Raw genomic sequence first — 23461 nt, forward strand, 5'->3', positions numbered from 1 at the left:
TTAATCCCGTTCCGACAAGCCGTCCCAAACGCTTCGATAGCAAATTTGCCCGGGATTACTAACCCGCTCCATCAATACGCTAAGACCTTCAGTTTTCGGGAAGTCAATTACAGCCAACGCCGCTGCACCCAAAACACCAAGCCAATCCATCCCCTTACACTGGCATTTGCACCCCGCCCCTTTTTAAACGTATCATGCCCTTCTTTATACGGCAGGATTTTTTGATGGATACGATCAGCATACGCGGTGCGCGGACCCATAACCTAAAAAACATAGACCTGGATTTGCCCAGGGACAAGCTTATCGTCATCACCGGCTTGTCAGGTTCCGGCAAATCGTCATTGGCCTTTGACACCATTTATGCAGAAGGCCAGCGACGCTATGTCGAATCGCTATCGGCTTATGCCCGGCAATTTTTGTCGATGATGGAAAAGCCCGACGTCGACCATATCGAAGGCCTGTCCCCTGCCATTTCCATCGAACAAAAATCCACCTCGCACAACCCCCGTTCCACCGTCGGCACGATCACCGAAATCTACGATTACCTCCGTTTATTATTTGCCCGTGCCGGGACACCGCGCTGCCCTGAGCATCAGGTGTCGCTGGAAGCACAAACCGTTAGCCAAATGGTTGACCAAGTCCTCGCCCAGCCACAAGACCAACGCTGGATGTTGCTCGCGCCCGTGGTCAACCAACGCAAAGGCGAATATGTGCAATTGCTGGACGATTGCCGCGCCCAAGGTTTTATCCGCGCCCGGATTGACGGCGTGGTGTATGACCTGGACGACGCGCCGACGCTGGATTTAAAAAAGAAACACACGATAGAGGTGATCGTTGACCGTTTCAAAATCCGCGACGACATCGCCCTGCGCCTGTCCGAATCGTTTGAAACCGCCTTGCGCATTGCCGACGGCATCGCCATCGCCGCCAGCCTGGAAGACGACGGCACGGAATTGCTGTTTTCCGAACGTTACGCCTGCCCGCATTGCGGCTATAGCCTGACCGAGCTGGAGCCACGTTTGTTTTCCTTCAACAACCCCAAAGGCGCGTGCGGCAGTTGCGACGGTTTGGGTGTGCGCCAACATTTTGACCCCACACTGATTATCCATAACCCCGACATTAGCCTGGCGGGTGGCGCGATACGCGGCTGGGACAGGCGTAACGGCTATTATTACCAACTCATCTTGTCCTTGGCGGCACACTACAGTTTCGACCCTGAAATGCCGTATTCCGAACTGCCGCAAAAAATTCAGGACATTATCCTGTATGGCAGCGGTAATGAAACCATAGAATTCAAATACGCCATCGGCACAGGCCCGATGAAGACCAAGCGCCATGCGTTTGAAGGCATCATTGCCAATATGGATCGCCGCTACCACGAAACCGATTCCAGCTTGGTGCGCGAAGAACTGGCGAAGTACTTGTCGCAAAAAGTCTGTAATGCCTGTGACGGGGCGCGGCTGAATATCGCCGCGCGCAATGTGTTTATTGATGATTTGCCGATCAACCAGCTCACCCGTTTGCCGATACGCAAAAGCTTGGCGTTTTTCTCCGGACTGCATCTGGCGGGCAAACGCGGCGAAATTGCCGTGAAGATTGTCAAGGAAATCCAAGAACGTTTGGAGTTTTTAGTGAATGTCGGTTTGGATTATCTGACCTTAGACCGCAGCGCCGACACGCTGTCTGGCGGTGAAGCGCAACGCATACGCCTTGCCAGCCAAATCGGCGCAGGCCTGGTCGGCGTGATGTATGTGCTGGACGAGCCGTCCATTGGCCTGCACCAGCGCGACAATGAACGCCTGCTCAGCACCCTGTTCCGCTTGCGGGATTTGGGCAACACCGTCATCGTTGTCGAACATGACGAAGACGCGATCCGCGCCGCCGACCACATCGTCGACATCGGCCCGGGCGCGGGCATACACGGCGGCAATATCATCGCCCAAGGCACCTTGGCGGACATTTTGGGCAACGCCGATTCCTTGACGGGACAGTATTTATCCGGTCAAACCGAAATCACCGTGCCAAAAACCGTCACGCCCGTCAACCCCGACAAACAAATCATCGTCCGCAACGCCCACGGCAATAACCTGAAAAATGTCGATATTGCCTTTCCGGTGGGTTTGTTCACCTGCGTCACGGGCGTGTCCGGTTCCGGCAAATCCACGCTGGTCAACGACACGCTGTATGCCCACGCCGCCCGCCTGATCAACCGCGCAGGCATCATCCCCGCGCCCTGCGATGCGATTGAAGGCTTGGAGCATTTCGACAAAGTCGTGGACATCGACCAAAGCCCGATAGGCCGCACCCCGCGCTCGAATCCGGCGACTTACACAGGCTTGTTCACGCCGATACGCGAGCTGTTTTCCGCCACGCCGGAAGCCCGTTCACGCGGCTACACGCCAGGGCGTTTTAGTTTCAACGTCAAAGGCGGACGCTGCGAAGCCTGCACGGGCGACGGCGTGATTAAGGTGGAAATGCACTTTTTGCCGGACATTTTCGTGCATTGCGAACAGTGCAACGGCAAGCGTTACAACCGCGAAACCTTAGAAATCCGCTACAAAGGCAAAACCATCAACGATGTGCTGAACATGACCGTCGAAGACGCGGCGGATTTTTTTAAGGCCGTGCCGAGCTTGGCGAAGAAATTACAAACCCTGGTGGAAGTCGGCCTCAGCTACATCACCCTAGGCCAAAACGCCACCACGCTATCCGGCGGCGAAGCGCAACGGGTCAAGCTGGCGAAAGAATTATCCAAACGCGACACCGGAAAAACCCTATACATTCTCGACGAACCCACCACTGGCCTGCATTTCCACGACATCAAACAACTGCTCACCGTGCTGCACACCCTACGCGACCACGGCAACACCGTCATCGTCATCGAACATAATCTGGATGTGATAAAAACCGCCGATTGGCTGATAGACATGGGGCCGGAAGGCGGCGATGGCGGCGGTACGTTGGTTGCCGAAGGTACGCCACAAACCGTCGCCGACGATCCAGCTTCGCATACGGGGACTTATTTACGGCGGTTTTTTTAATGTGATAACGGTTAAGCTATGTAGGGTGGGCAACGCTTTTTTGCCCACCATTTTTATCGGTTAATGGTGGGCAAACGATAAGGCTGTTTGCCCACAGGGCTGGGAGTATTGAATGACTACCATACTAATTAAGGCTTTTTTCACACATATCCTAGTGCTTGTATGCTTTGCATGTATTCCAGTGTTTTTTGCAATACAGAGCGGAGTTGGTTTGTCTTCTGACAACTCTCTGATGATGTGGAGATTGTTTTTGTTAGTGTTATTTGAGGCTGCACTTGTATTGGGAATAGTAGAGACACTTCGACCTAGTGTATCGGTAAGTTTGCATCTCCTAAGAAAAAGGGATCTGAATGATCAGATAATCCGTGAAAAATTATGCCTACTTATTTTTTCAATCGGTGAGATATGTATTGCTCTTGCTGGCTTATATTTTGGTGGTTTTATCACGTTTAACCCGTAACGTGCGCTAATGTAACTCGTAAGCCGCATGTTGGCTTTAAACATCCGGCGCATTACTCTATCGAGACTGTGAAAGTATTCGGTTTTGGAGTAAAAAAACATGTTTTTTTACTCCGCTTACTAATAAAAATCAATGCGTTACAATATGGTATTCGGGAAATTTTTGAATACTTTCACAGTCTCTATCGCTAATGCGCCCTACATGGTCTATGTATGCTTCACTTTGTTTTCCTTCAATTTATTGACCAGCCTAACCCGATTCTTACCCGCAACCCGAAGCAGCCGAAGAAATTTAGGGCATTCAAAATGATTGGGTGCGTTACAAGCGGCGGCGTGACGTAGCCCATCACGCATGGCGGTCAGTTCTTTAATTTTGCTGTCCAGCTCGTTTGCCTTGGCTAACAGCAGCGTTCTGTTAATATCCAGCCCTTCAGACCTAAACATGTCGCCAATTTCATCCAGCGAGAAACCCGCATTACGCCCTAGCGATATTAACGCCAGCCGTTCTATCACATTGGCGTTGAATAATCGGCGCAAACCGTTGCGGCCTATGGACTGGATCAGGCCTTTTTCTTCATAAAATCGCAAGGTTGACGCAGGTAATCCCGATGCTTTTGCGACTTCAGCTATATCCATGATTTCACCTGCCGTAATTAATGCTTGACTTCAAGTTGGCTTGAGCTTGTATCCTAGCTGGGTACGCCATTTTATACAACACCAAAGCCATTCAATCGAATGGCTGTTATTCATTTTTAAAACGGTAAGGAGTAAATATGGACGCTAATTTTTGGCATCAAAAATGGGAACGCGGTGAGATTGGTTTTCATCAAAGTGAGGCGAACCCGTTTCTAGCCGCCCATTTTGGACAATTAAAACTGCCGCAAGGCAGCCGTGTCTTTTTGCCCTTGTGTGGCAAGACGCGGGATTTTGCCTGGTTGCTTGCTAAGGGTTATCGGGTGGTTGGCGCAGAATTGAGCGAACTCGCCATTCAGGATTTGTTTAATGACCTTGGCTTAGAGCCAGAAATATCCCCAGTTGGAGAATTGGCCCGCTACCGTGCCAACTCTATCGACATTTTCGTGGGTGATATTTTTGCCGTGTCTGCTGAATATTTGGGGCCCGTCAACGCGATATATGACCGCGCGGCGTTAGTTGCCTTGCCTGCTGGCATACGAGGGCCATATACGTCACACCTGATGGACATAACTGGCAGCGCACCGCAATTGCTGGTTACTTACCAATACGACCAAGGGTTGATGGATGGCCCGCCGTTTTCCGTTAGCGGGGATGAAGTGAAGCAACATTATGGTGATATTTATCAATTGAAAGCTGTTGAAAGCCAGAACCTCACGGGCGGATTCAAGGGGGGCGTTGCAGCCACGGAAACCGCTTGGTTGCTCCAAAAAGCCAATAAATAGCTTGGGCATTGACGGGACTACCTGAAACTTATAAGGGGGGTTCGCTGATGGGTGCATATACAAAAAGAAGACCGCGCCGCCAATAATGAAGCGGACAAACAATCCGGATTCCTAAAATGGCATTTGGGAACCCGTAACCCCAACACATCCCATCCATACCTTCTCCAGCCCAGATTTATAACTTGGACGATGAAGCCCTTTTATCGACCCATCACGGCGCGTAGAATACACGGACGGCAGTTTCCAAGCTCTGGCGGCCTCAAACAGCCGCCAAACACTAAAATAATGGCCGGATTGCCGTGACCCGAATAAACCGATGACTAGCACCCACTTAAATGGATATAAAAACCAATGGCTTGACTGGCACTTAGAACATATCAAGCCTTCATTAAACTGAACCTGTTCCGGAGAAACTTATGAAATCAACTTGGATACTCGTTGCTGATAACAGCCGTGCACGCATCTTTACTGCCGACACGCCCTCCTCTGCTTTAGAAGAAATCGAAGGCTTGGCCCATCTGGAAGGCCGTTTACATGACCGGGAAATGACTTCTGACCTGCCAGGAAAGATTAAAAGTTCTGACGGTGGCGGACATGCTTTTGAACAACCCACCGATCCCAAACAACATGAATCCGACAATTTTGCCCACCAAATAGCCCGACATCTGGAAGCCGCATACAACGACAAGCAATTTGCCCAATTGCTGATTATTGCGGAGCCGTCTTTTCTGGGCTTACTGCGCCATTGCTTACCGGAACAAGTGAAAAAGCAAGTCAGTTTCGAACTCGATAAAAATATCACAATGGAAAGTGCGGCGGATATCCGCAAACATCTCCCCGACTATTTGCCGGGCCATTGATTGCCGTTTTATCCGGCCCCAAAGACGGGTGGAGCATAAAGCAAAACCCGTCAACCAAACTCACCAGATGGGTTTTAATGTGGCAATATCCACACTTAATCGGGCCCAAAAACGTCCGGCCCGTCGCCTCCGAAACATCATCAATGTTTCAATTGCCCCATATCCGATAGCCTCACCCATACCGGCCTTCTTTTGGTTGGCCGCCTGACCCATTATCGGCACCACCATCACCTTAAACGGATAGGAGCAGCCTCTAATGAAAGCCATGGTATTGAACAAGCCCTGCAACCTCAAGGAGAACCCAACCCCGCTGGAACTTATGGAAATCCCCGTCCCGGTTCCCGATGCAGACGGCATCCTGCTTAAAGTGTCAAGCTGTGGGGTTTGCCACACCGAACTGGATGAAATTGAAGGCCGGACACCACCGCCACGCTTGCCTATCATTCTGGGGCATCAAGTCATCGGCAGGGTAGAAGCCATAGGCAAGCAGGTCAGCGACGTTGGCATCGGCGACAGGATGGGTGTCGCCTGGATATTTTCCGCTTGCGGGCGCTGTAAATTCTGCCTGGCAGGAATGCAAAACCTCTGCCCTGAATTCCAGGCAACCGGGCGGGATGCCAATGGCGGCTATGCCCAGTACATGACGGTTGCCAGAGGTTTCGCGTACACCATCCCGGATATATTTTCCGATGTGGAAGCCGCACCTTTGCTATGCGCCGGGGCTATCGGTTACCGCTCATTACGGCTGACCGGGCTCAAGGACGGGCAACGCCTTGGCTTGACGGGGTTTGGCGCATCCGCGCATTTGGTGCTGAAAATGGTGAAACACCGTTATCCGGACACTGACGTTTATGTGTTTGCCCGCAGCGCCGTGGAAAGGCAATTTGCCCTTGAACTGGGCGCGGTATGGGCGGGCGGCACTGCGGAGCGGGCGCCGCATAAGCTGGACAGCATCATCGACACCACGCCCGCCTGGCAACCCATCGTCGAGGCCCTGGCGAACCTGGAATCCGGTGGCAGGTTGGTGATCAACGCGATCCGCAAGGAGGGCGGCAAGCAAAGTTTGCTGGATTTGGATTATCCGCAACATCTGTGGCAGGAAAAGGAAATAAAAAGTGTCGCCAACATCACCCAGGCCGATGTCACCGAATTTTTAAGCTTGGCGGCGGACATGGGGCTTAAGCCAGAAATCCAGGAATTTAGCTTGGAACAAGCCAACGAAGCGTTGATGGCATTAAAGGACGGCCCGATCCGGGGCGCCAAGGTTTTGAAAATAGGGTAGTTGGCGTGGGCAATGCCTTGCCACTGGGCAACCCACCAGGGACACGCCTAAAATGGCGGGCGGCGTCCTATCCTTAAACGCCTTCTTCCCATAACCAACCCGCCCTTTTCCAGAGACAACCCCAGGCCTACCAACGTCAATAAAAGGGAAAACGCACTACCCAATAGTTTTTTATTTAAGCTAGCTGTACTGCGCCAACAAACCCTGCAACTGCGTTTTATCCAGCTGTTGGTTATCAACTTTAAGATACGCCACCGCATCCGCGAAATTTAATGTCACTTCCGCCACACCGTTGATCGCCAGCATTTTTTCAGCCATTTCATTGGCTTTTTCTTCATCCATAGCCATCAAGGAAACCAGCATATTGGCGAGATAGCGTGGCGGGTTCATGCGCATGGCGACCAGGAACCAGCTCAAGGCGGCGGCGGCGCAAAACAGGAACACGGCGGTTTCGCCATACTCCCCCTTAAACCAACCACCCACCAGCCCGCCGATAAACAAGCCCATAAATTGGCAACTGGAATACGCGCCCATTGCCGTGCCTTTTAAATCGGCGGGGGCTGTTTTTGACACCAGCGACGGCAATGTCGCTTCCAGCAAGTTAAAGCCACAAAAGAACACGCCCAGGCCACCGATGATCGTGTACAGGTTCGGCCCTGCCTGCGATAAACCCAATTCCGCCAAGGCAATCACGGCGATTGCACCCAAGAACACTGGCTTCATCTTGCGTTTTTTCTCCGCCAGGATGATGAACGGCACGGCAAGCCCCATGGACAGCACAAAGACCGGCAAATACACCATCCATTCATTGCCTTTGGGTAAACCGGCGGCACGCATGTCGGTAGGCACTACCACGAAAATCGCCATTAAGATCATGTGCAGGATAAATATCCCATAATCCAGCCTTAACAAATCCGGGTTTTTCAAGGCGTCCAACATTTGCCCAGGAACGAATTCCGCATCACGGTGCAACCTGGGGCGGCCAGGATTAGGGACGACCCACACGAGTGTCGCCATCGCCAGCACGGTGAGGCCTGCCGTAGCCCAAAAGACCGTTTGTACGCCCCCAAAACCGGATAGGATGGGGCCGGCGACGATGCCGACCCCAAACGACAAACCAATGCTGATGCCGATGGTCGCCATGGCTTTGGTACGGTGGACTTCTTGGGTCAAATCGGCGACCAAGGCCATCACCGCTGACGAAATCGCGCCCGCCCCTTGGAATGCGCGGCCTACCAAAACGCCGTAAATGCTGGTCGACAGCGCAGCAATGACGCTACCGACAAAAAACAGCAGCAAGCCCAAAATAATCACTTTTTTGCGGCCAAAACGGTCGGACAGCAAGCCAAAGGGGATTTGTAACAGCACTTGCGGCAAGCCGTATATGCTCATCGCCAAACCTAGCAAGGCAGGCGTGGAGCCTTCCAGTTGCTGGGCAAACAATGACAGCACCGGCAGAATCATAAACAAACCCAGCATCCGCAGGGCATAAATACCCGCCAGCGACAGCGTTGCATAGCGTTCTGAAGGCGTCATGGGGCTAGTGATGTCTTGCACGGTATTCAAAACGGGTTTCTCCTTAGCAGGGATGTTGAGTTGTTTAGGGTCGGGCTAGCGGCACATGATAGGGGTTGCCGCCGTCTTGGGCAATAGCAAGCGTGGGACGGGGCTTTTTATTTGGTTTTAATAGAAAATGTTAACCCCTGTTTATGGCGTTTGGGCCAACGCTTCTTTTAACAAATCAAAAACGCGGGTGGTCGCCCCCTGGTTAGCTTGGACAAAGGCTTGGCCTTTGGCAATCAACGCCGTCCTGAAAGCAGGGTCTGCATACAACGTTAGGATGGTTTGGCGTACGGAGCCTAGCGTCAGACATTGGATCGCGGCATCTTGTTTTAAGATACCTGCAGCTATGGCCTTAAAATTCGCCATGTACGGGCCGAACAATACGGGCACACCCACCGCAGCCGCCTCCAAGACATTGTGGCCGCCAGTTGGCACCATGCTGCCACCGACAAAAGCCACATCGGCGGCGGCATAAAACAATTTCAATTCACCCAGGGTATCCAGCAAATAGACATCAGCGCCCTTCTTGCAAGCCATGCCGGAAGTGCGGGTGACGCAATCCAGTTGCTGCTGCCTGCTTAATTGTTTGACCTCCTCGAAGCGCTCAGGATGGCGGGGGGCTATCAGCAACAATAATTCAGGGATCTGCTCCTTTAACTGCCGGTAAAGCGGCAAAAATAAAGCCTCTTCACCTTTATGGGTGCTAGCCAGCAGCCAAACAAAGCGTCCGGAAAATAAGCCGGCTTTTAGCTGCAAGCCATTTTCGGAGGTATCTTTGGCAATTTCCACATCAAATTTGATATTGCCCATTGTGGTGACCGGGTTACGGGCACCGATGGCGGCAAAACGTTGGGCGTCTTCAGGGGTTTGTGTGCCTATGTGTTTGACCTGCGCCAAGGCGGGATGGACTAAGCACGGTATGCGCCGGTAAGAACGCGCCGAACGTTCAGACAACCGGGCGTTTATGAGGTACAGGGGGATTTGTTGTTTGCCACAATGGGCGTAGAGATTCGGCCAGATTTCCGTTTCCATAATGACCGCCAGCTTAGGTTTAAAACAGCGCGTGAAGCGGTGCAGGGCATCCGGTAAATCATAAGGTAGGTAAACATGGCTGACCGTGTTTTGCAGCACGGCTTTCACCCGCGCCGATCCGGTCGGGGTGGTGGTGGTGATCAGCAGGTGTTCTTGGGGGTAAGCGTGTTGTAGGCGTTTAATCAGCGGGAACAAGGATTCGGCTTCGCCAACCGAAACGGCATGGAACCAGATCACCGGATTGGGATAACGTTGCGAATAAAAGGCGAACCGCTCATGCCAACGGCGGCGGTACTCAGGGGCTTTAATGCCCCGCCACCATAAGCGCAACAAAATAAAGGGCACCAGCAGGTAAAACAGGACGGTGTAAAGGATACGCATAAAAACAGTAGCCCAATGAACTAGGTTGACCATCGTACAAGACTGGTTTTATGGCGTTAACCCAATTTAGCTAGCAACCTGTCGCGGAATAACATGGCAGATCCGCAGGTTGAGGCGCATTATGCTACTGAGACTGTGAAAGTATTGCAAAATGCTCTAAGAATTAATGATTATCCACAAAAAACACGAAAAACACAAAACAATTAAATAATAACTTTCAATAAGTTATATTTAATCTGGTTTTACACTTTCGTGTTTTTTCGTGATTTTCGTGGACATAAAATAATTCTTTCACAGTCTCTACTGCAAATGCACCTCAGTGGGGCCTAGGCTTCAGCGACAACTTTAATGGCGACGGTCACAACGACATCGGAATGCACCATGATGTCGATGTCAAATTCACCGATATGGCGGATTGCGCCGTGTGGCAAGCGGATTTCGTGTTTGCCGACAACAATGCCCGCCGCACAAATCGCTTCGGCAATATTATGTGTGCCGATAGAACCGAACAACCTGCCTTCGTCACCCGCTTTGTGGGCGATAATGATTTCCAGTTTGCTGAGGGCGTCCGCACGCGCTTGTGCGGCAACCAGCCTTTCCGCAGCGGCTTTTTCAAGTTCGGCGCGGCGTGCTTCAAATTCAGCGATCTTGCTGTTGGTGGCAGGGACGGCTTTACCTTGTGGGATCAGGTAATTTCTGCCGTAGCCAGACCTAATGTTGACTTTATCGCCCAGGTTACCTAGGTTCGCTACTTTTTCAAGAAGAATGACTTCCATCTTTTAATCCTCGTCAGTGGGGGTTAACCCATTATTTACGCTTTCGGCGTATTATGTGTAGATTGATATTTTCGTAAGTTAAACCACGCATCGACCCAGCCCACCACCGCCACCAATAAAATGGCGTGGGGTATCAAAAACAAGGTGATGTATAGCATTGGCACAGTAAAACGGGCCAGTTTCATGCCAGCAAATAGGGTATGCATGACCGCAGTCCCGATCACGCTGTACAGGGCGATTAGCAGGATAGTGATATTCCAAGCCGCTTCCGACACCACGCCAGTGACCGCCATTGCGGTCGCCATGACAGCCAGTGTGCCTATGGCCAAGCGCGGCGGCATGCCCAATGACAGATATTCGGTTTTAAAGCCACCAGGGTTATAGAGATTAGCCTGCCACCAGCGCCCCAAAAAAAGGCCAAACAGCAAACCAAACACAGAACCGGCGGCGACCACACCTGTCATATAATGCGCCCAGACATTCGCCGCCTTCTTAAAATCATCAAGGGACGCATCAGCAGGCAAATTGGCAGGCATCATTTGCACAAACAAGGCATTCCACATTGCCGCCAGGTCAGGGTTGTACAGATAAGCCCCCACAACAGCCAGCACACCGAGGAATATGGCGATTTCCACCGCCAATGACAAATGCCGGCCTTCGCGCAGGACGATTGCAATCAGCCAAACGGGCAGCCAAAGCACCATCACATACATCAAGGCAAACTGGAAATGCCCCAACAACAGCCAGCCCAGCAAACCCGCCGCCAAACTGGAGCAACCCAAAACATACAAGCCTTCAATTGCCCCTAGCCTTAATGTGACCAAAGCCACCGAGGCTGAACTTACGATACTAACGGGCGGGAACATCAGCGACAACAAGGCCAAGGAAGAGGCCACCATCATGGCCTGCAACCTTCCTTTCATGATGTATGCCGCCAAAAAATTCATCGCCCGACCTTACCGGTTATTTGTGTGCGTCGCAGAAAGGCAGCAAAGCAATAAAACGCGCACGCTTGATCGCCACACACAATTCGCGTTGATATTTGGCAGTGGTTCCGGTGATGCGGCTAGGGACGATTTTGCCGGTTTCAGTAATGTAATCGCTTAACAAATCCAGATCTTTATAATCGACCTGGACACCGTTTTCTGAGGAACGGGTGACTTTTTTGCGTCTGATGTTACGAGCCATGGTAATTCTCTTAAATATAAATGGTTAATGTTTATTCAGGAATGCTTTCGTTAGCATCGAACTCTTCGTCAATGTCATCCATATCCAGCTCATCCGTCACCGCCGCTTCCTTGGCGGCCAAGTCTTTGGCCTTAGTTTCAGCTTGCTTGTTCCCTTCAGCTGTTGCGATAGCGATCGGCGAAGGCTCGGTCTCCGCATGCTTTTGCAACAGGGTCATGCTCCGTAAAATGGCATCGTTAAAACGAAAACCGCTTTCCAGCTCTTCCAATGTTGGCTGGTCGCACTCAACATTCATCAGCACATAATGGGCTTTGTGGATTTTTTTGATAGGGTAAGCCAAATGCCTGCGTCCCCAATCTTCGAGCCTGTGGATTTTTCCGGCCGCCGCTTCAATGGTTGACTTATAACGCTCAATCATCGCGGGGACCTGGGCGCTTTGGTCAGGGTGAACTAAAAAGATAATTTCATAATGTCGCATTATTTTTCCTTTCGGTTAAAGCCTTCCCTTTTGGTAAGGGTAAAGCAAGGAGGAGCTTATTGCTCCGTGGAACCGCGCATTATAAAGTTTTTTCCACTTTCATCAAAGCATTATCTATACCATTGATACTAAACGACTCTGAAAATGGAGGGGCAATGATTAACCATGATGACATTGAGGCTTGACAAAAAATCTGCATAGTAGAAACTAAAACGGTTTTAACAACTAAAGAGTACCATCTTTGAACGAAATGCCCCTGAGTATGCTATTTGGCATACTTGCACTTATGCTCATCCTTTCCGCCTTCTTCGCCGGATCGGAAACCTCTTTAATGTCCCTTAACCGTTATCGCTTAAGGCACCAGGTCAAGCTAAAAAATCCCGGCGCGATTAAGACCCATAAATTACTGCAACGGCCCGACCGCCTTATCGGCCTGATCCTACTCTGCAACAATTTCGTCAATACTTTTGCCGCCTCCATCACCACAGTCCTCGCCATCCGCCTGTTCCCCCAAGACGAATCCAGCATAGCCATCGGGGCGGGCATCCTAACGATTGTCATGCTGGTTTTTTCAGAAGTGTCACCGAAAACACTGGCGGCCATCAAACCTGAACTGCTAGCCTTCCCTGCCGCCTGGATTTATGAGCCGTTGCTAAAAATATTTTACCCCGTCGTCTGGTTCGTCAACCTGTTCGTCAACCTGTTGCTGCGTATCGTAGGCGTTGATGTGAACAAGAACAGTCCTGACTCGCTTAATAGCGATGAATTAAAAAGCATTATCACGGAAGCCGAAAGCCTCATGCCACCGCGTTATCAAAAAATGTTGCTGGGCATACTTGACTTGGAATCGGCAACCGTTGAAGACATCATGACGCCTAGGAATGAAATTGTCGGCATAGACCTGGAAGACCCGCTCGAAGAAATCATCGGGCAAATTAAAGCTAGCCCCCATACCCAATTGGCTGTTTACAAAAAAAGCATCGACCGGATAATTGGTTTTTTACATCTACGGAAAGTGTTAGTCGAGGTCAACCATGCCCATTTTGACAAACAATCCATCATCAACTTGGTAAGCAAACCGGTGTTCATTCCTGAAAGCACTCCCGTGCATACACAAATGCTCAGTTTTAAAAACGAAAAAACGCGCATAGGCTTGGTCGTTGATGAATACGGGGATGTGCAGGGGCTGGTCACCTTAGACGACTTGTTACAGGAAATCGTCGGCGAGCTGATCACGGATGAAGCCACCCCCGCACAACTGCAAAGCGATGGCAGCTATTTAGTCGACGCGGGCATCACCATTAGGGAGCTAAACCGGCTCACCCAATGGTCTTTGCCCACCGAAGGGCCAAAAACGCTTAATGGCCTTATTATTGAAATCGTGGAAACCATCCCGGAACCCGGCACCAGCATCGACTTACACGGTTACTATCTGGAAGTCATAAAACGCAATAAAAATGCGGTGAAGCTCGTCAAATTTTTGCCCAAACCCTAATATTTATCAAAACAGTGACGTTTTAGCCATTTAAGATTGAGTTTTTTTTAGTATCTAAAAAAATAACGTCTATAATTAAAACCTGTTTAAAAGCTAAAAAAACCAATCTATGGCTAAGCTCACTGTTTTTTTTAAATATAAAGCAATCGACTCCTATTTGTTTGAAAAAGGTGTTGTCCATATTGGTCGTGATGAAACCAACGACTTGACTATTGACAGCCTCGCAGTCGCTCCTGCCCATGCGGCGATCATTAACCGTGGAAATGTCAGCTCCATTAAACAATTAAATGAAAATTTCCCATTGATTGTCAATGGCCAAAAAGTCAAAGAATGCGAGCTGAACCATAATGACACCATAACCATAGGCAAGCACGACATTGTCTACAGTGTCACCGAATCTGCCGATCCTGAAGCGGCGCACCCCAAAGACGAGAATTTCGATTACAACAAAACGCCCGCAACCTTTGATATGGAAGAGGAAGCGACCTTGCCCCCCGCTAACCTGCAAGTTTTAAACGGGATTAATATCGGCAAAGTTTTGCCTATAAAAAAATCCATGACCCGCCTTGGTAATGCGGGTAGCGGCGTAGTGGTCATTTCAAAAAGGAAAGACGCTTATTACATCTCCGCCCTGGAAAACAAAGGCACCTTAAAAGTGAATGACCTGCCTTTTGCAGACAGCAACATCAAGCTAAACAACAATGACGTCATTGTCATCAACGGCACCTCCTTGCAGTTTTTTCTGAGCTAACCCAAATCCGCCAGAATATCCAGCGCCTCAGCCAACGTGGCCACCGGATAAACGCGCAAATCGGCAAGCTTATGTTTGGGCGCATTCGCTTTAGGAACCACCGCCTTTTTAAAACCATGTTTGGCGGCATCATTAAGCCGCGCATGGCCATTGGCCACAGGCCGGATTTCCCCGCTCAAACCAATCTCACCAAAAAACAGCACATCCTGCGGAATCACCTTGTTTTTTAAGCTGGACACCACGCTCATCACTATCGCCAAATCTGACCCCGTTTCAGTCACCTTGATGCCGCCCACGACATTGGCATAAATTTCATCTTGGGCCGTCATAATATTGCCATGCCGCGCCAACACCGCCAATAACATCGCCAGCCGGTTCTGATCGAAACCTACCGCCAAACGGCGCGGGTTCCCGTATTGGCAGTCAGTCACCAAGGCCTGGATTTCCACCAACAACGGGCGGGTGCCTTCCCATAACACCGTGACCACGCTACCGGATGCAGGTATTTCCGCACGGTTAAGAAACATCGCCGAAGGGTTTTTGACTTCCTTTAGCCCGGAACTGTCCATCGCAAAAAAGCCCAGCTCACCAACACTGCCAAAACGGTTCTTATCCGCCCGCAACACCCGGTAACGGGCATCATCGGTGGATCCCAACATCACTTGGGTATCGACAATATGGCTTAAGGTCATCGGCCCCGCCAAAGATTGGTCTTTGGTGACATGCCCGACCATGAAAATGCTGACTTGATTTTTTTTGGCATATTGGGTCAGGTAACTTGCCGATTCGCGCACTTGCGACACCGAACCCGGTGCAGAATCGGCATCTTGGGTGTGCATGACCTGGATCGAATCAATCACCAAAATCTGCGGCTTGATGCTGTCCATGACATCGCAAATCCGTTGCACGGAGGTTTCGGCCACCATCATGATATTGCTGGCGGGCAGCCTCAACCGCTGCGCCCGCTCGGCGATTTGCTGCAAGGATTCCTCACCGGACACATACAGCACGCTGATATTGCGGTCGGCAATATTGGCAATGGCCTGTAACAACAAGGTGCTCTTACCGGCTCCAGGTGCGCCGCCAATCAGCACCACGCTACCCAAGACGATACCGCCGCCAAGCACCCGGTCAAATTCCGATATGCCGGTCAAAATTCTCTCGGCCTGCAATAAATTGACCTCGGACAAGAGCTTCACTTCCGACAAGCTGCCAGCATAACCGGCCACACGGCTGCTGCGGTCATTCGCCGCCGTACCTAAGCGCACTTCCTTAATGGTGTTCCATTCGCCGCAACTCGTGCATTGCCCTCCCCAGCGCGGAAAATCGGCACCGCATTCACTGCACACAAAAGCCGTTTTGATTTTTTTGCTCATAGGATTAATTCGCCATACCCATCTTTATAGCTAGCATAATGGAACTGGTAACCCAAGTCTTTCAAGCGTTGGTTGCGGCAACGCTTATTGCTAATGGCGTCCTGCCCGACTATTTTTATAACCGGAGGGGCGCAACCCTGTTTTTCCGCCAACCAGGAAATGACATCCCACATCGGCGCAGGATCGTCGTCGCTGGCCAAATAGCAGGGTTGCAAGCAAGAACCATCCAAGCGTTTTTGTAATAAAAAAGCCAGGACACCAATACAGTCCAGTTGATGGATACGGTTAGTGAAATACGGCGGGGTTTTCTGGATGCTAGGCGCTTGGCCTGCCATACGCAATAAATGCCCACGGCCTGGCCCGTAAATGCCCGAAAACCGGATAACGACATTATCAGGATTTAACGCCAGCACACGCCGCTCGGCTTGGCGGATGAGTTGGCCAGTGACCGCTTCAGGCTCCGCAAGCGAGCCTTCGTCAACCCATTCGCCTTGTGTTTGTCCGTAAACACTGGTCGATGACACGAAAAACCACGGCTGCCTGGGAAATTTTGCCTGCATATTCTGTAAGCCGTACCCGTAAATGTCCCGGTAACTTTGTTCCGTACGCCCGTCAGCGGAAACGATGAAAAAAACCACGTCAACGGCTAAATTGAGGGTTTTTATGGATTCTGGCGAGGTTATGTCAGCGGCCAGATAATTAATGCCAGATCCGCCCTTTGGAGGATTTCGTTTTAACCCTGTCACAATATGGCCTTGTGCGCCTAAAGCCATTGCCAAGCCAGTACCCATAGCGCCACAGCCGATGATTAGAACAGATGCCATAATTAGTTCGGCCACATCAAATAAAGGTTTATACCGGAATAGCAAAATGATAGACGAAAAACTGCCCATCACGCTGCCACCCAATCGCTTGATACAGAGATTGGGCTATTTCATTGCCTATTGCCGTCGCTAGCGAGAGACGGGCTGCGCCTAATGTGCGGGCAAAGTCAACGGCGGCGGAGATTAGCTGGGAGGCAACACCTTTTCTTCGCGCATGACCAACAACGAAAAGATCATTGAGGATGAAAGTCCGGGCGAGCGAAACGGAAGAAAAACTGGGATAAAGTTGCGTAAAACCGACAGGGACGCCTTCTTCAAAGGCAATAAACAAGACAGATTCACCATGGTCAAAACGTGCCGCCAAAAATTCTTTTGCGGCATCGACATCGCTTGGACGGCCATAAAACTGGCGATAACCATCAAATAAAACCGCCAATGCCGCAAGGTCTGACAGTACCGCTTGGCGTACGATAATGCTTGTCACAACTATTGGCTAGGCTTAGGATCGCGTTGACGGGGTTGCTTGATAGGCTGTACGACAACCGGCTTGGGCGCCGCAATTTCGGTGACAATCACATTCGCGCCCATAGACTTTAAGCGTAACCGTATGTCGTTAACGCTTTTCATCTGCGTAAAAGGCCCCAACTTGACGCGATGTAAAGGGACGCCATCAATTTTTGCCTTATCCACTTTTGACGCGATTCCCATCAACGCCAGTTTCGCCCGTAATTGGTCGGCTTCCTTAAAGGTTTTAAAAGAACCGACCTGCATGATGTATTTGGCTTCTTTGGCTTTACCAATACGTTCTTCGCGTTCACGGGTTTTGATTTCATAATCAGGGACGATTTTTTCTTTGTCCGGTAAAACGGTATAAAACTCAAAGTGGGGGGCTTTGGGTTTGGCCGGCTCGGCTTTTTTGTCAGCACTGGCAGACTCAGCTTTTTTGGCGTTAGCCTGAGTGCCTGATTTATCCGGTTTAGTGGCGGCTTCCTTAGGATCAGGACTGACATTTTCATCAGGCGCGGTAATCCGCAAGTAAATCAAAAACAGGATAAAAGCCAAAACCAAAGCGGCAACTGACATCCACTGCCAGGTGCCGACAACCTGCCTAGGTTTAGTTTTCTTTTTACTGGTGACCCGGTGTTTGTAATCTCTGGCCATACATCACATGACTTCGGGGGAGGTGATATTTAAAAGGCGCAAGCCGTTTGCCAGCACTTGCTTGACGGCACAAACCAGATTCAGCCGCGCGTTGCGCAGCACGGCATCTTCAACCAGAAACGGATGGGCATTGTAATAAGTGTGGAAATCCATCGCCAGTTCGCGGACATACATCACTATCTGATGTGGCTCATACTGTAACGCCGCTTTCGCCAACATTTCGGGGTAGCGTGCCAATGTGGCAAGCAAGGCAAGTTCATGGCTTTCCACCAATTGTGGCAAGTTGTCCATGCCTAAATCAATGTCGCGCTGCCAACCTTTTTCATCCAGTTGCCGCAACACGCTGCACACCCGCGCATAAGCGTATTGGACATAAAACACCGGATTTTCATTGCTTCTGGAGGTTGCCAGTTGCAAATCAAAATCCATGTGCTGTTCGGAGCGGCGCATCACATAAAAAAACCGTGCCGCATCTTTACCGACTTCGTTGCGCAATTGCCGCAAGGTGACAAACTCGCCGGAGCGTGTGGACATTTGCACTTTCTCTTCACCACGGTACAGCGTCGCAAACTGCACCAATAACACCTTCAGTTTTTCGGCATCCGCACCCAAAGCCAAAATGGCCGCCCTGACCCGTGGGATATAACCGTGATGGTCTGCGCCCCAAATATCAATAACCTGGTCAAAACCGCGTTCCAGCTTATTGTGATGATAAGCAATGTCAGAGGCAAAATACGTGTATTGGCCATTTTCACGCACCACCACCCGGTCTTTTTCGTCGCCTAACTGGCTGGAGGCGAACCAAAGCGCACCGTCTTTTTCATACAAATGATTGCCGGCCCGCAGCCGGTCCAACGCTTTTTCAACTGACCCGTCATCCATCAATTGCCGTTCGGAAAACCATTGCTGGTAGTCAACGCCAAACTCATGCAAATCGTCTTTGATGTCGCCCAGGATATTGTTCAGGCCGATTTGGAAAAAATCGCGGTACAAATTGCCGCCAAGCAAAGTTTTTGCCCGGGCGATCAAGGCATCAATATGCGCTTCCTTATCGCCGCCTTGCGGTTCGTCGGCGGGGATTTCCTCTTGCACCAACGCGGCGGGACGCCGGTAATCATTGCCCGCGTTTTGATGGATGTCCCGGGCGATGTCGCGGACATAATCGCCACGATAGGCATTGCTCGGAAACGGCAACACTTCACCGCATTCCTCCAAATAGCGCAGCCAAATACTGGTCGCCAAAATGTCCATTTGCCGGCCCGCATCATTGACATAATATTCCCGATGCACCTCAAAACCCACCGCCGCCAGCAAATCCGCCAGCACCGAACCATAAGCCGCACCACGTCCGTGACCCACATGCAATGGGCCGGTAGGATTGGCGGAAACGAATTCGACTTGGACTTTTTTACCTACGCCGATTTGGCTTAAGCCAAAGCCAGGGCCTTGCTCATGGATTTGCTTGATGATTTGGTATTGGGCATTGGGATTGACGAAAAAATTGATGAAGCCAGGGCCCGCCAACTCGACTTTAGTGATGGCGGCATCTTCAGGTAAGGCGGCGATGATTTTTTCGGCGAGTTGCCGGGGATTGGCTTTGGCGGGCTTGGCCAGCATCAGGGCAAGATTAGAAGCAAAATCACCGTGTTGTGCATCACGGGTACGTTCAATGACGATTTGGGGCGCGATGTCCTGCGCTAAATCACCTTGGTTTTTCAGGGTATTGACGGCTTGCCGGATCAGTTCCTCTATCTTTTGTTTCATTGCCACGCTGCACGGTTAAATCAAATAATGCGCCCATTATCCACGAAAATCAGCTGATTATCCATCAACACTGCTCGGGCATTAACCCTATGCCTGCTAAACACTGGATAAACTGCTTGCCAACCGCAACAAGGGAGCGCTTGCCACAACAGCTGTTTTCAGGAAAAATCCCATTTAAAAAAAACTCAGACAAGGAGATGACCATGACCGAATCCCACCTTAACCCCACCAAACCGCTTGCCATCACCGCCATTTGCATCATCGGCCTGATTAACGCGATCCAAATGCTCAATGTCTTGCTCTCGCCGATGGTCAAGCAATTGGGTCTGGCATATGCGGTGTATTTTGGTGCCGCCGCCTTAATAAGCTTAGTGTGTATTGGCGGCTTATGGTTTTTGCGCCGTTGGGCGGCGTGGGTGTATGCGCTGGTGTTGCTGGTCAACCAGCTGGTTTTAGTGACGATGGGTTTGTGGGAACCGACCGCCTTGGTGGTTCCGGTAGTGATTATTGGCGTGATACTGCGGCATTTCAATAAGTTGAAATAGTGATTTCTTCATCAGTTAGGTAACAACCCGGATCTTCCGCCCAAACATTGCCGGAAGTCTGCATCGCCCTAACCCGCGTGTTGCCATTACAAATGGCTTGGTAATGGCAATCGCCACAACGCCCTTCCAAAGGCCGTGGGATTTGCTTAAGCCCCGCCATCACCGGGTCGGACACATCCATCCAAATCTCTGAAAACGGGCGTTTTTTGACATTGCCTAAGTGATAGTGCCACCAAAAAGTATCGGGATGGACATTGCCAAGATTGTCGATATTAGCGACATTCACGCCCGACGAATTGCCGCCCCATTGCGCCAATTTGGCTTGGATATGATCGGCTTGTTCAGGGAAGCGGCGGCGTACCCAATGCAAAAAATACACGGCATCGGCATCGTTATTGCCCGTGACAAATTCCCTGTCCTTGCCTTCGCTGAGCCACTGGTGACAGGTTTCAAACATCAAGTCCATCGCCGTGCGGGTGCGGTCAAAATGCGCGTCATCTTTGCGGTTGCGGTTGCCGCGTCCGCCGTAATTCAAATGTGACAGGTAAAATTTGTCGATGTCATGCTCGTCCATCAACGCTAACAACACCGGAAAGTCCTGGTAATTGTCTTCTGTGAGCGTAAAGCGGATGCCGACTTTGATGCCTTTATCCAAACACAAATGGATACCGCGCATCGCTTCGTCAAACGAGCCTTTGACCCGCCTAAATTCATCATGCGTGCCTTTTATGCCATCCAAACTGACACCGATGTATTGGTAATTAAGCTCGGCAATTTGCTGGATATTGTCTTGGGATATTTTCGTGCCGTTGCTCGACAAGGCCACATAAAAGCCCATGTCTTTGGCGCGTCGGGAAATGTTAAAAATATCAGGATGCAGCAACGGTTCGCCGCCGGACAAAATCAGTACGGGGACTTTGAAGGCTTTCAGGTCGTCCATGACCGTGTAAATTTCCGGTGTGGTCAATTCACCCGGAAAATCCACATCGGCGGAGGTGGTGTAGCAGTGTTTGCAAGTAAGGTTGCAGCGGCGGATCAGGTTCCAAATCACCACAGGCGCGGCAGGTTTGCGCGTGGGTTTTAAGGGCGTGGGCGCGATGAGTTCACGCATGTATTGGCTGAGTCGGAACATGATGATTTGTTATGGTTTTTATAAACTGGCGGAACAACAAAGTAGTAGCTAAAATATAACTACTTTAAAATAACTATTTTTATAGCCATGCAATTGACAACGTCGCAATTACAATCCAAACATAAAGCACTGGTGGACGCCCTTAAACGCGGCGAGAAGGTCGAAATCACTTATCACGGGCGCATTTTAGGTGTTGTGCATCCGGCATTGCCTACAGCGGTTGATATTAAGGCTCAAGAAGTTGCTATGGCAGATTTTTTTGGGATGCACCGTGATGCTTCCATTGATACGGTTGAAGATGAATTGCGGGCCATCCGTTCCAATCGCCGGGGTTTGCGTGATCTTTGACACCAATATCTTCATTTATGCAGACCAGGGCGTAGCGTCCGCCAGAGATTTGCTTATGAATACGCCACAACGCGCCATTTCAGCCGTAACCTATTTGGAATAGGTGCCTTTTTGCCGCAACAAACAGGAACTGGTTATTTTTGAAAAAATGCTCAAAGCCTTATCTGTTACCATCCACGAAATCGACGCGGACATTTCCTACCAAGCCCGCCAACTGGTCAAACAATATGCCCTCAGCCATAGCATGGAAATGGCCGATGCTTTGATTGCGGCTACAGCATTGGCGAAAGATGAAGTGCTGTGTACGGGCAATATCAAACATTTTAGTGTTGTGCCTGGCTTAATTTTGGATCAATACAGTCCAGCGAATTAAGCTAAAGCAAAATACTAAAGCGCCAACCGCTCAAAATACTTAAATTTCGCCGCCTTTTTATCAAAAGTATAAACCCCATCACAATTCGCAGAGGTTGCCGAATAAGCGATTAACAAATCAGCCAGATCAAAGTTGCTATCCCGTCCTGAAGCAATAAGGCCTTGGATGACCGAAGGCTTTTCAAACCTTAGGACGGGCATTAGCAACAATTCTCCCAACGTGGCTAAGATGGCGGCATCGGCTATGCCATAGGCCGATTGCAACACCCAAATCGTTTCCAGAACAACCAACAAAGGCACAAACAAAACGGCTTGTTTTGCTTCGGTTTGCTTAAAGAGCTGGTAAACCTGTTGGGCTTGTGGTTCATCGTCTTTAAGCAGAAAGCGTATTAACACGTTGGTGTCCAACGCCATCATTTGAAGCCGTCCTGCATTTTTTGCCGGATCGCCGCGTCCATTTCTTCGACCGACACGGGTTTTCTGTTGGCCTGAAAGAGCAAGCCAAACACGTCATCCACTTTTTTAGTGATCGGGCGTAGCAACACTTCATTTTTGTCGGTCATGACAAATTCAATTTTGTCGCCAAAATGTAAACCTAAGGCATCCCTGACTTTTTTCGGAATGGTGACTTGGCCTTTGCTGGTGAGCGTCGTTTGTTGCATGACAATTCCTTACTTTTTTATTTGAGTAAGGCGTAATGGTAAGGATTAATCTTTGGTAGGTCAATGTCGGTGAAGCGTTATATTACGCGCTACGAAACCCCGTCTTCTTCAATATTTTCGTGCTATACAACACATCCCTGCCGCGACAATATTCACCCAACACCTCCGCGATCTGCATGATTTGCCCATCCGCCTCTTCTTGCGTTTTGCCATGCACCATCGCAAACAAGTTGTAAGGCCAAGCGGGCAGATGCCGTGGACGGTGGTAGCAATGGCTGACGAACGGCAGTTGCCCGACTTGTTGGCCTAGTCCGTCAATTTTATCGTCCGGTACATCCCACACCGTCATGCCGTTAAAGCGGTAGCCGAGTTGGTAATGGTTAGGCACGGCGCCGATGCGGCGGATAATGCCGCTGGTTTGCATCGCCGCCATGCGCTGCATAATTTCTTCTTTAGTTAAACCCAATTGTTCGGCTAGGGTTTGATAAGGCTCGGGCGTGAGCGGCAAACCCGCTTGGGTGGCGTGCATGATACGGCGGTCGGTGTCGTCCAT

At 50.4% G+C, this 23461-nt stretch carries 25 protein-coding genes; 9 read left to right on the forward strand and 16 right to left on the reverse strand.

What is annotated here, in order from left to right; all coding sequences use genetic code 11:
- Positions 1 to 224 precede the first annotated feature (224 nt).
- Positions 225 to 3041, forward strand: coding sequence for an excinuclease ABC subunit UvrA (gene uvrA / locus METMI_RS0105975; protein ID WP_029151506.1), 2817 nt, complete (start codon positions 225 to 227; stop codon positions 3039 to 3041).
- Positions 3042 to 3707: 666 nt separating this feature from the next.
- On the opposite strand, the gene METMI_RS0105985 is transcribed toward uvrA, so the two are convergent.
- A complete protein-coding gene (locus METMI_RS0105985; RefSeq protein ID WP_019865360.1) occupies positions 3708 to 4136 on the reverse strand; it encodes a helix-turn-helix domain-containing protein in 429 nt (142 codons plus the stop codon).
- Between the two features lie 137 nt (positions 4137 to 4273).
- Between METMI_RS0105985 and tmpT the strand changes: the two genes are divergently transcribed.
- From tmpT to METMI_RS0106005, 3 genes are all read left to right on the forward strand, one after another.
- Entirely contained in the window at positions 4274 to 4918 is a 645-nt protein-coding gene (tmpT, locus tag METMI_RS0105990; RefSeq protein WP_019865361.1) for a thiopurine S-methyltransferase, read from the forward strand.
- A gap of 416 nt (positions 4919 to 5334) precedes the next feature.
- The gene (locus METMI_RS0105995; RefSeq protein WP_019865363.1) at positions 5335 to 5778 is read left to right on the forward strand and encodes a host attachment protein; all 444 of its coding nucleotides are present in this window, start codon (positions 5335 to 5337) and stop codon (positions 5776 to 5778) included.
- Between the two features lie 256 nt (positions 5779 to 6034).
- Positions 6035 to 7060: a zinc-dependent alcohol dehydrogenase family protein gene (locus tag METMI_RS0106005; RefSeq protein ID WP_019865365.1), complete on the forward strand. Its 1026-nt coding sequence runs from the start codon at positions 6035 to 6037 to the stop codon at positions 7058 to 7060.
- Between the two features lie 180 nt (positions 7061 to 7240).
- Here METMI_RS0106005 and METMI_RS0106010 read toward each other — a convergent pair whose 3' ends face one another.
- The 6 genes from METMI_RS0106010 to rpsF all read right to left on the reverse strand — a co-directional run bounded on the left by METMI_RS0106010 (position 7241) and on the right by rpsF (position 12478).
- The gene (locus tag METMI_RS0106010) at positions 7241 to 8626 is read right to left on the reverse strand and encodes an MFS transporter (protein ID WP_019865366.1); all 1386 of its coding nucleotides are present in this window, start codon (positions 8624 to 8626) and stop codon (positions 7241 to 7243) included.
- 141 nt (positions 8627 to 8767) lie between these two features.
- Positions 8768 to 10036 (reverse strand): lipid IV(A) 3-deoxy-D-manno-octulosonic acid transferase, encoded by a 1269-nt coding sequence (gene waaA, locus METMI_RS0106015; RefSeq protein WP_019865367.1) that lies wholly within the window; start codon positions 10034 to 10036, stop codon positions 8768 to 8770.
- Between the two features lie 326 nt (positions 10037 to 10362).
- Positions 10363 to 10812, reverse strand: coding sequence for a 50S ribosomal protein L9 (rplI, locus tag METMI_RS0106020; protein WP_019865368.1), 450 nt, complete (start codon positions 10810 to 10812; stop codon positions 10363 to 10365).
- A gap of 35 nt (positions 10813 to 10847) precedes the next feature.
- Positions 10848 to 11759: a YybS family protein gene (locus METMI_RS0106025; protein WP_019865369.1), complete on the reverse strand. Its 912-nt coding sequence runs from the start codon at positions 11757 to 11759 to the stop codon at positions 10848 to 10850.
- Between the two features lie 16 nt (positions 11760 to 11775).
- The gene (gene rpsR / locus METMI_RS0106030; RefSeq protein WP_019865370.1) at positions 11776 to 12000 is read right to left on the reverse strand and encodes a 30S ribosomal protein S18; all 225 of its coding nucleotides are present in this window, start codon (positions 11998 to 12000) and stop codon (positions 11776 to 11778) included.
- A 31-nt stretch (positions 12001 to 12031) separates the two neighbouring features.
- Positions 12032 to 12478: a 30S ribosomal protein S6 gene (rpsF, locus tag METMI_RS0106035; RefSeq protein WP_019865371.1), complete on the reverse strand. Its 447-nt coding sequence runs from the start codon at positions 12476 to 12478 to the stop codon at positions 12032 to 12034.
- Positions 12479 to 12764: 286 nt separating this feature from the next.
- Between rpsF and METMI_RS0106040 the strand changes: the two genes are divergently transcribed.
- Both METMI_RS0106040 and METMI_RS0106045 read left to right on the forward strand, forming a co-directional pair.
- On the forward strand, positions 12765 to 13973 hold the full coding sequence (locus METMI_RS0106040; RefSeq protein WP_019865372.1) for an HlyC/CorC family transporter: 1209 nt from the start codon (positions 12765 to 12767) through the stop codon (positions 13971 to 13973).
- Positions 13974 to 14082: 109 nt separating this feature from the next.
- Complete coding sequence (locus tag METMI_RS0106045; RefSeq protein WP_019865373.1) at positions 14083 to 14724, forward strand: FHA domain-containing protein; 642 nt, start codon at positions 14083 to 14085, stop codon at positions 14722 to 14724.
- Here the strand turns inward: METMI_RS0106045 and radA are convergent.
- Genes radA through argS form a run of 5 tightly spaced genes read right to left on the reverse strand, consistent with a single transcriptional unit; the run spans position 14721 to position 19849 of the window.
- Positions 14721 to 16100, reverse strand: coding sequence for a DNA repair protein RadA (radA, locus tag METMI_RS0106050; RefSeq protein ID WP_019865374.1), 1380 nt, complete (start codon positions 16098 to 16100; stop codon positions 14721 to 14723). The genes METMI_RS0106045 and radA overlap by 4 nt on opposite strands.
- Positions 16097 to 16924 (reverse strand): NAD(P)-binding domain-containing protein, encoded by an 828-nt coding sequence (locus tag METMI_RS0106055; RefSeq protein ID WP_029151508.1) that lies wholly within the window; start codon positions 16922 to 16924, stop codon positions 16097 to 16099. Before METMI_RS0106055 ends, radA begins: the two co-directional genes overlap by 4 nt.
- Positions 16925 to 16952: 28 nt before the next feature.
- Positions 16953 to 17408 carry a GNAT family N-acetyltransferase gene (locus METMI_RS23260; RefSeq protein ID WP_019865376.1) on the reverse strand — a complete coding sequence of 152 codons (456 nt, stop codon included), beginning with the start codon at positions 17406 to 17408 and terminating at the stop codon, positions 16953 to 16955.
- Positions 17409 to 17410: 2 nt separating this feature from the next.
- Positions 17411 to 18085 carry an SPOR domain-containing protein gene (locus METMI_RS23265; protein ID WP_019865377.1) on the reverse strand — a complete coding sequence of 225 codons (675 nt, stop codon included), beginning with the start codon at positions 18083 to 18085 and terminating at the stop codon, positions 17411 to 17413.
- A 3-nt stretch (positions 18086 to 18088) separates the two neighbouring features.
- Complete coding sequence (gene argS, locus METMI_RS0106070; RefSeq protein WP_019865378.1) at positions 18089 to 19849, reverse strand: arginine--tRNA ligase; 1761 nt, start codon at positions 19847 to 19849, stop codon at positions 18089 to 18091.
- Between the two features lie 203 nt (positions 19850 to 20052).
- Between argS and METMI_RS0106075 the strand changes: the two genes are divergently transcribed.
- On the forward strand, positions 20053 to 20394 hold the full coding sequence (locus METMI_RS0106075) for a hypothetical protein (protein WP_019865379.1): 342 nt from the start codon (positions 20053 to 20055) through the stop codon (positions 20392 to 20394).
- Here the strand turns inward: METMI_RS0106075 and nirJ are convergent.
- Positions 20378 to 21526, reverse strand: coding sequence for a heme d1 biosynthesis radical SAM protein NirJ (gene nirJ / locus METMI_RS0106080; protein WP_040572768.1), 1149 nt, complete (start codon positions 21524 to 21526; stop codon positions 20378 to 20380). The genes METMI_RS0106075 and nirJ overlap by 17 nt on opposite strands.
- Before the next feature lie 87 nt (positions 21527 to 21613).
- On the opposite strand from nirJ, the gene METMI_RS0106085 reads away from it, so the two are divergent.
- Positions 21614 to 21874: a hypothetical protein gene (locus METMI_RS0106085; protein ID WP_029151510.1), complete on the forward strand. Its 261-nt coding sequence runs from the start codon at positions 21614 to 21616 to the stop codon at positions 21872 to 21874.
- A gap of 103 nt (positions 21875 to 21977) precedes the next feature.
- Positions 21978 to 22247: a PIN domain-containing protein gene (locus METMI_RS23270; RefSeq protein WP_019865382.1), complete on the forward strand. Its 270-nt coding sequence runs from the start codon at positions 21978 to 21980 to the stop codon at positions 22245 to 22247.
- A 14-nt stretch (positions 22248 to 22261) separates the two neighbouring features.
- Here METMI_RS23270 and METMI_RS0106095 read toward each other — a convergent pair whose 3' ends face one another.
- From METMI_RS0106095 to ahbB, 3 genes are all read right to left on the reverse strand, one after another.
- Positions 22262 to 22663 carry a PIN domain-containing protein gene (locus METMI_RS0106095; RefSeq protein ID WP_019865383.1) on the reverse strand — a complete coding sequence of 134 codons (402 nt, stop codon included), beginning with the start codon at positions 22661 to 22663 and terminating at the stop codon, positions 22262 to 22264.
- The gene (locus METMI_RS0106100; protein ID WP_019865384.1) at positions 22660 to 22908 is read right to left on the reverse strand and encodes an AbrB/MazE/SpoVT family DNA-binding domain-containing protein; all 249 of its coding nucleotides are present in this window, start codon (positions 22906 to 22908) and stop codon (positions 22660 to 22662) included. The genes METMI_RS0106095 and METMI_RS0106100 overlap by 4 nt, the downstream gene beginning before the upstream one ends.
- An 82-nt stretch (positions 22909 to 22990) precedes the next feature.
- On the reverse strand, positions 22991 to 23461 hold the full coding sequence (gene ahbB / locus METMI_RS0106105) for a siroheme decarboxylase subunit beta (RefSeq protein WP_019865385.1): 471 nt from the start codon (positions 23459 to 23461) through the stop codon (positions 22991 to 22993).

Origin of the sequence: Methylovulum miyakonense HT12 (genome assembly GCF_000384075.1) — a bacterium.
GTDB classification, from domain to species: domain Bacteria; phylum Pseudomonadota; class Gammaproteobacteria; order Methylococcales; family Methylomonadaceae; genus Methylovulum; species Methylovulum miyakonense.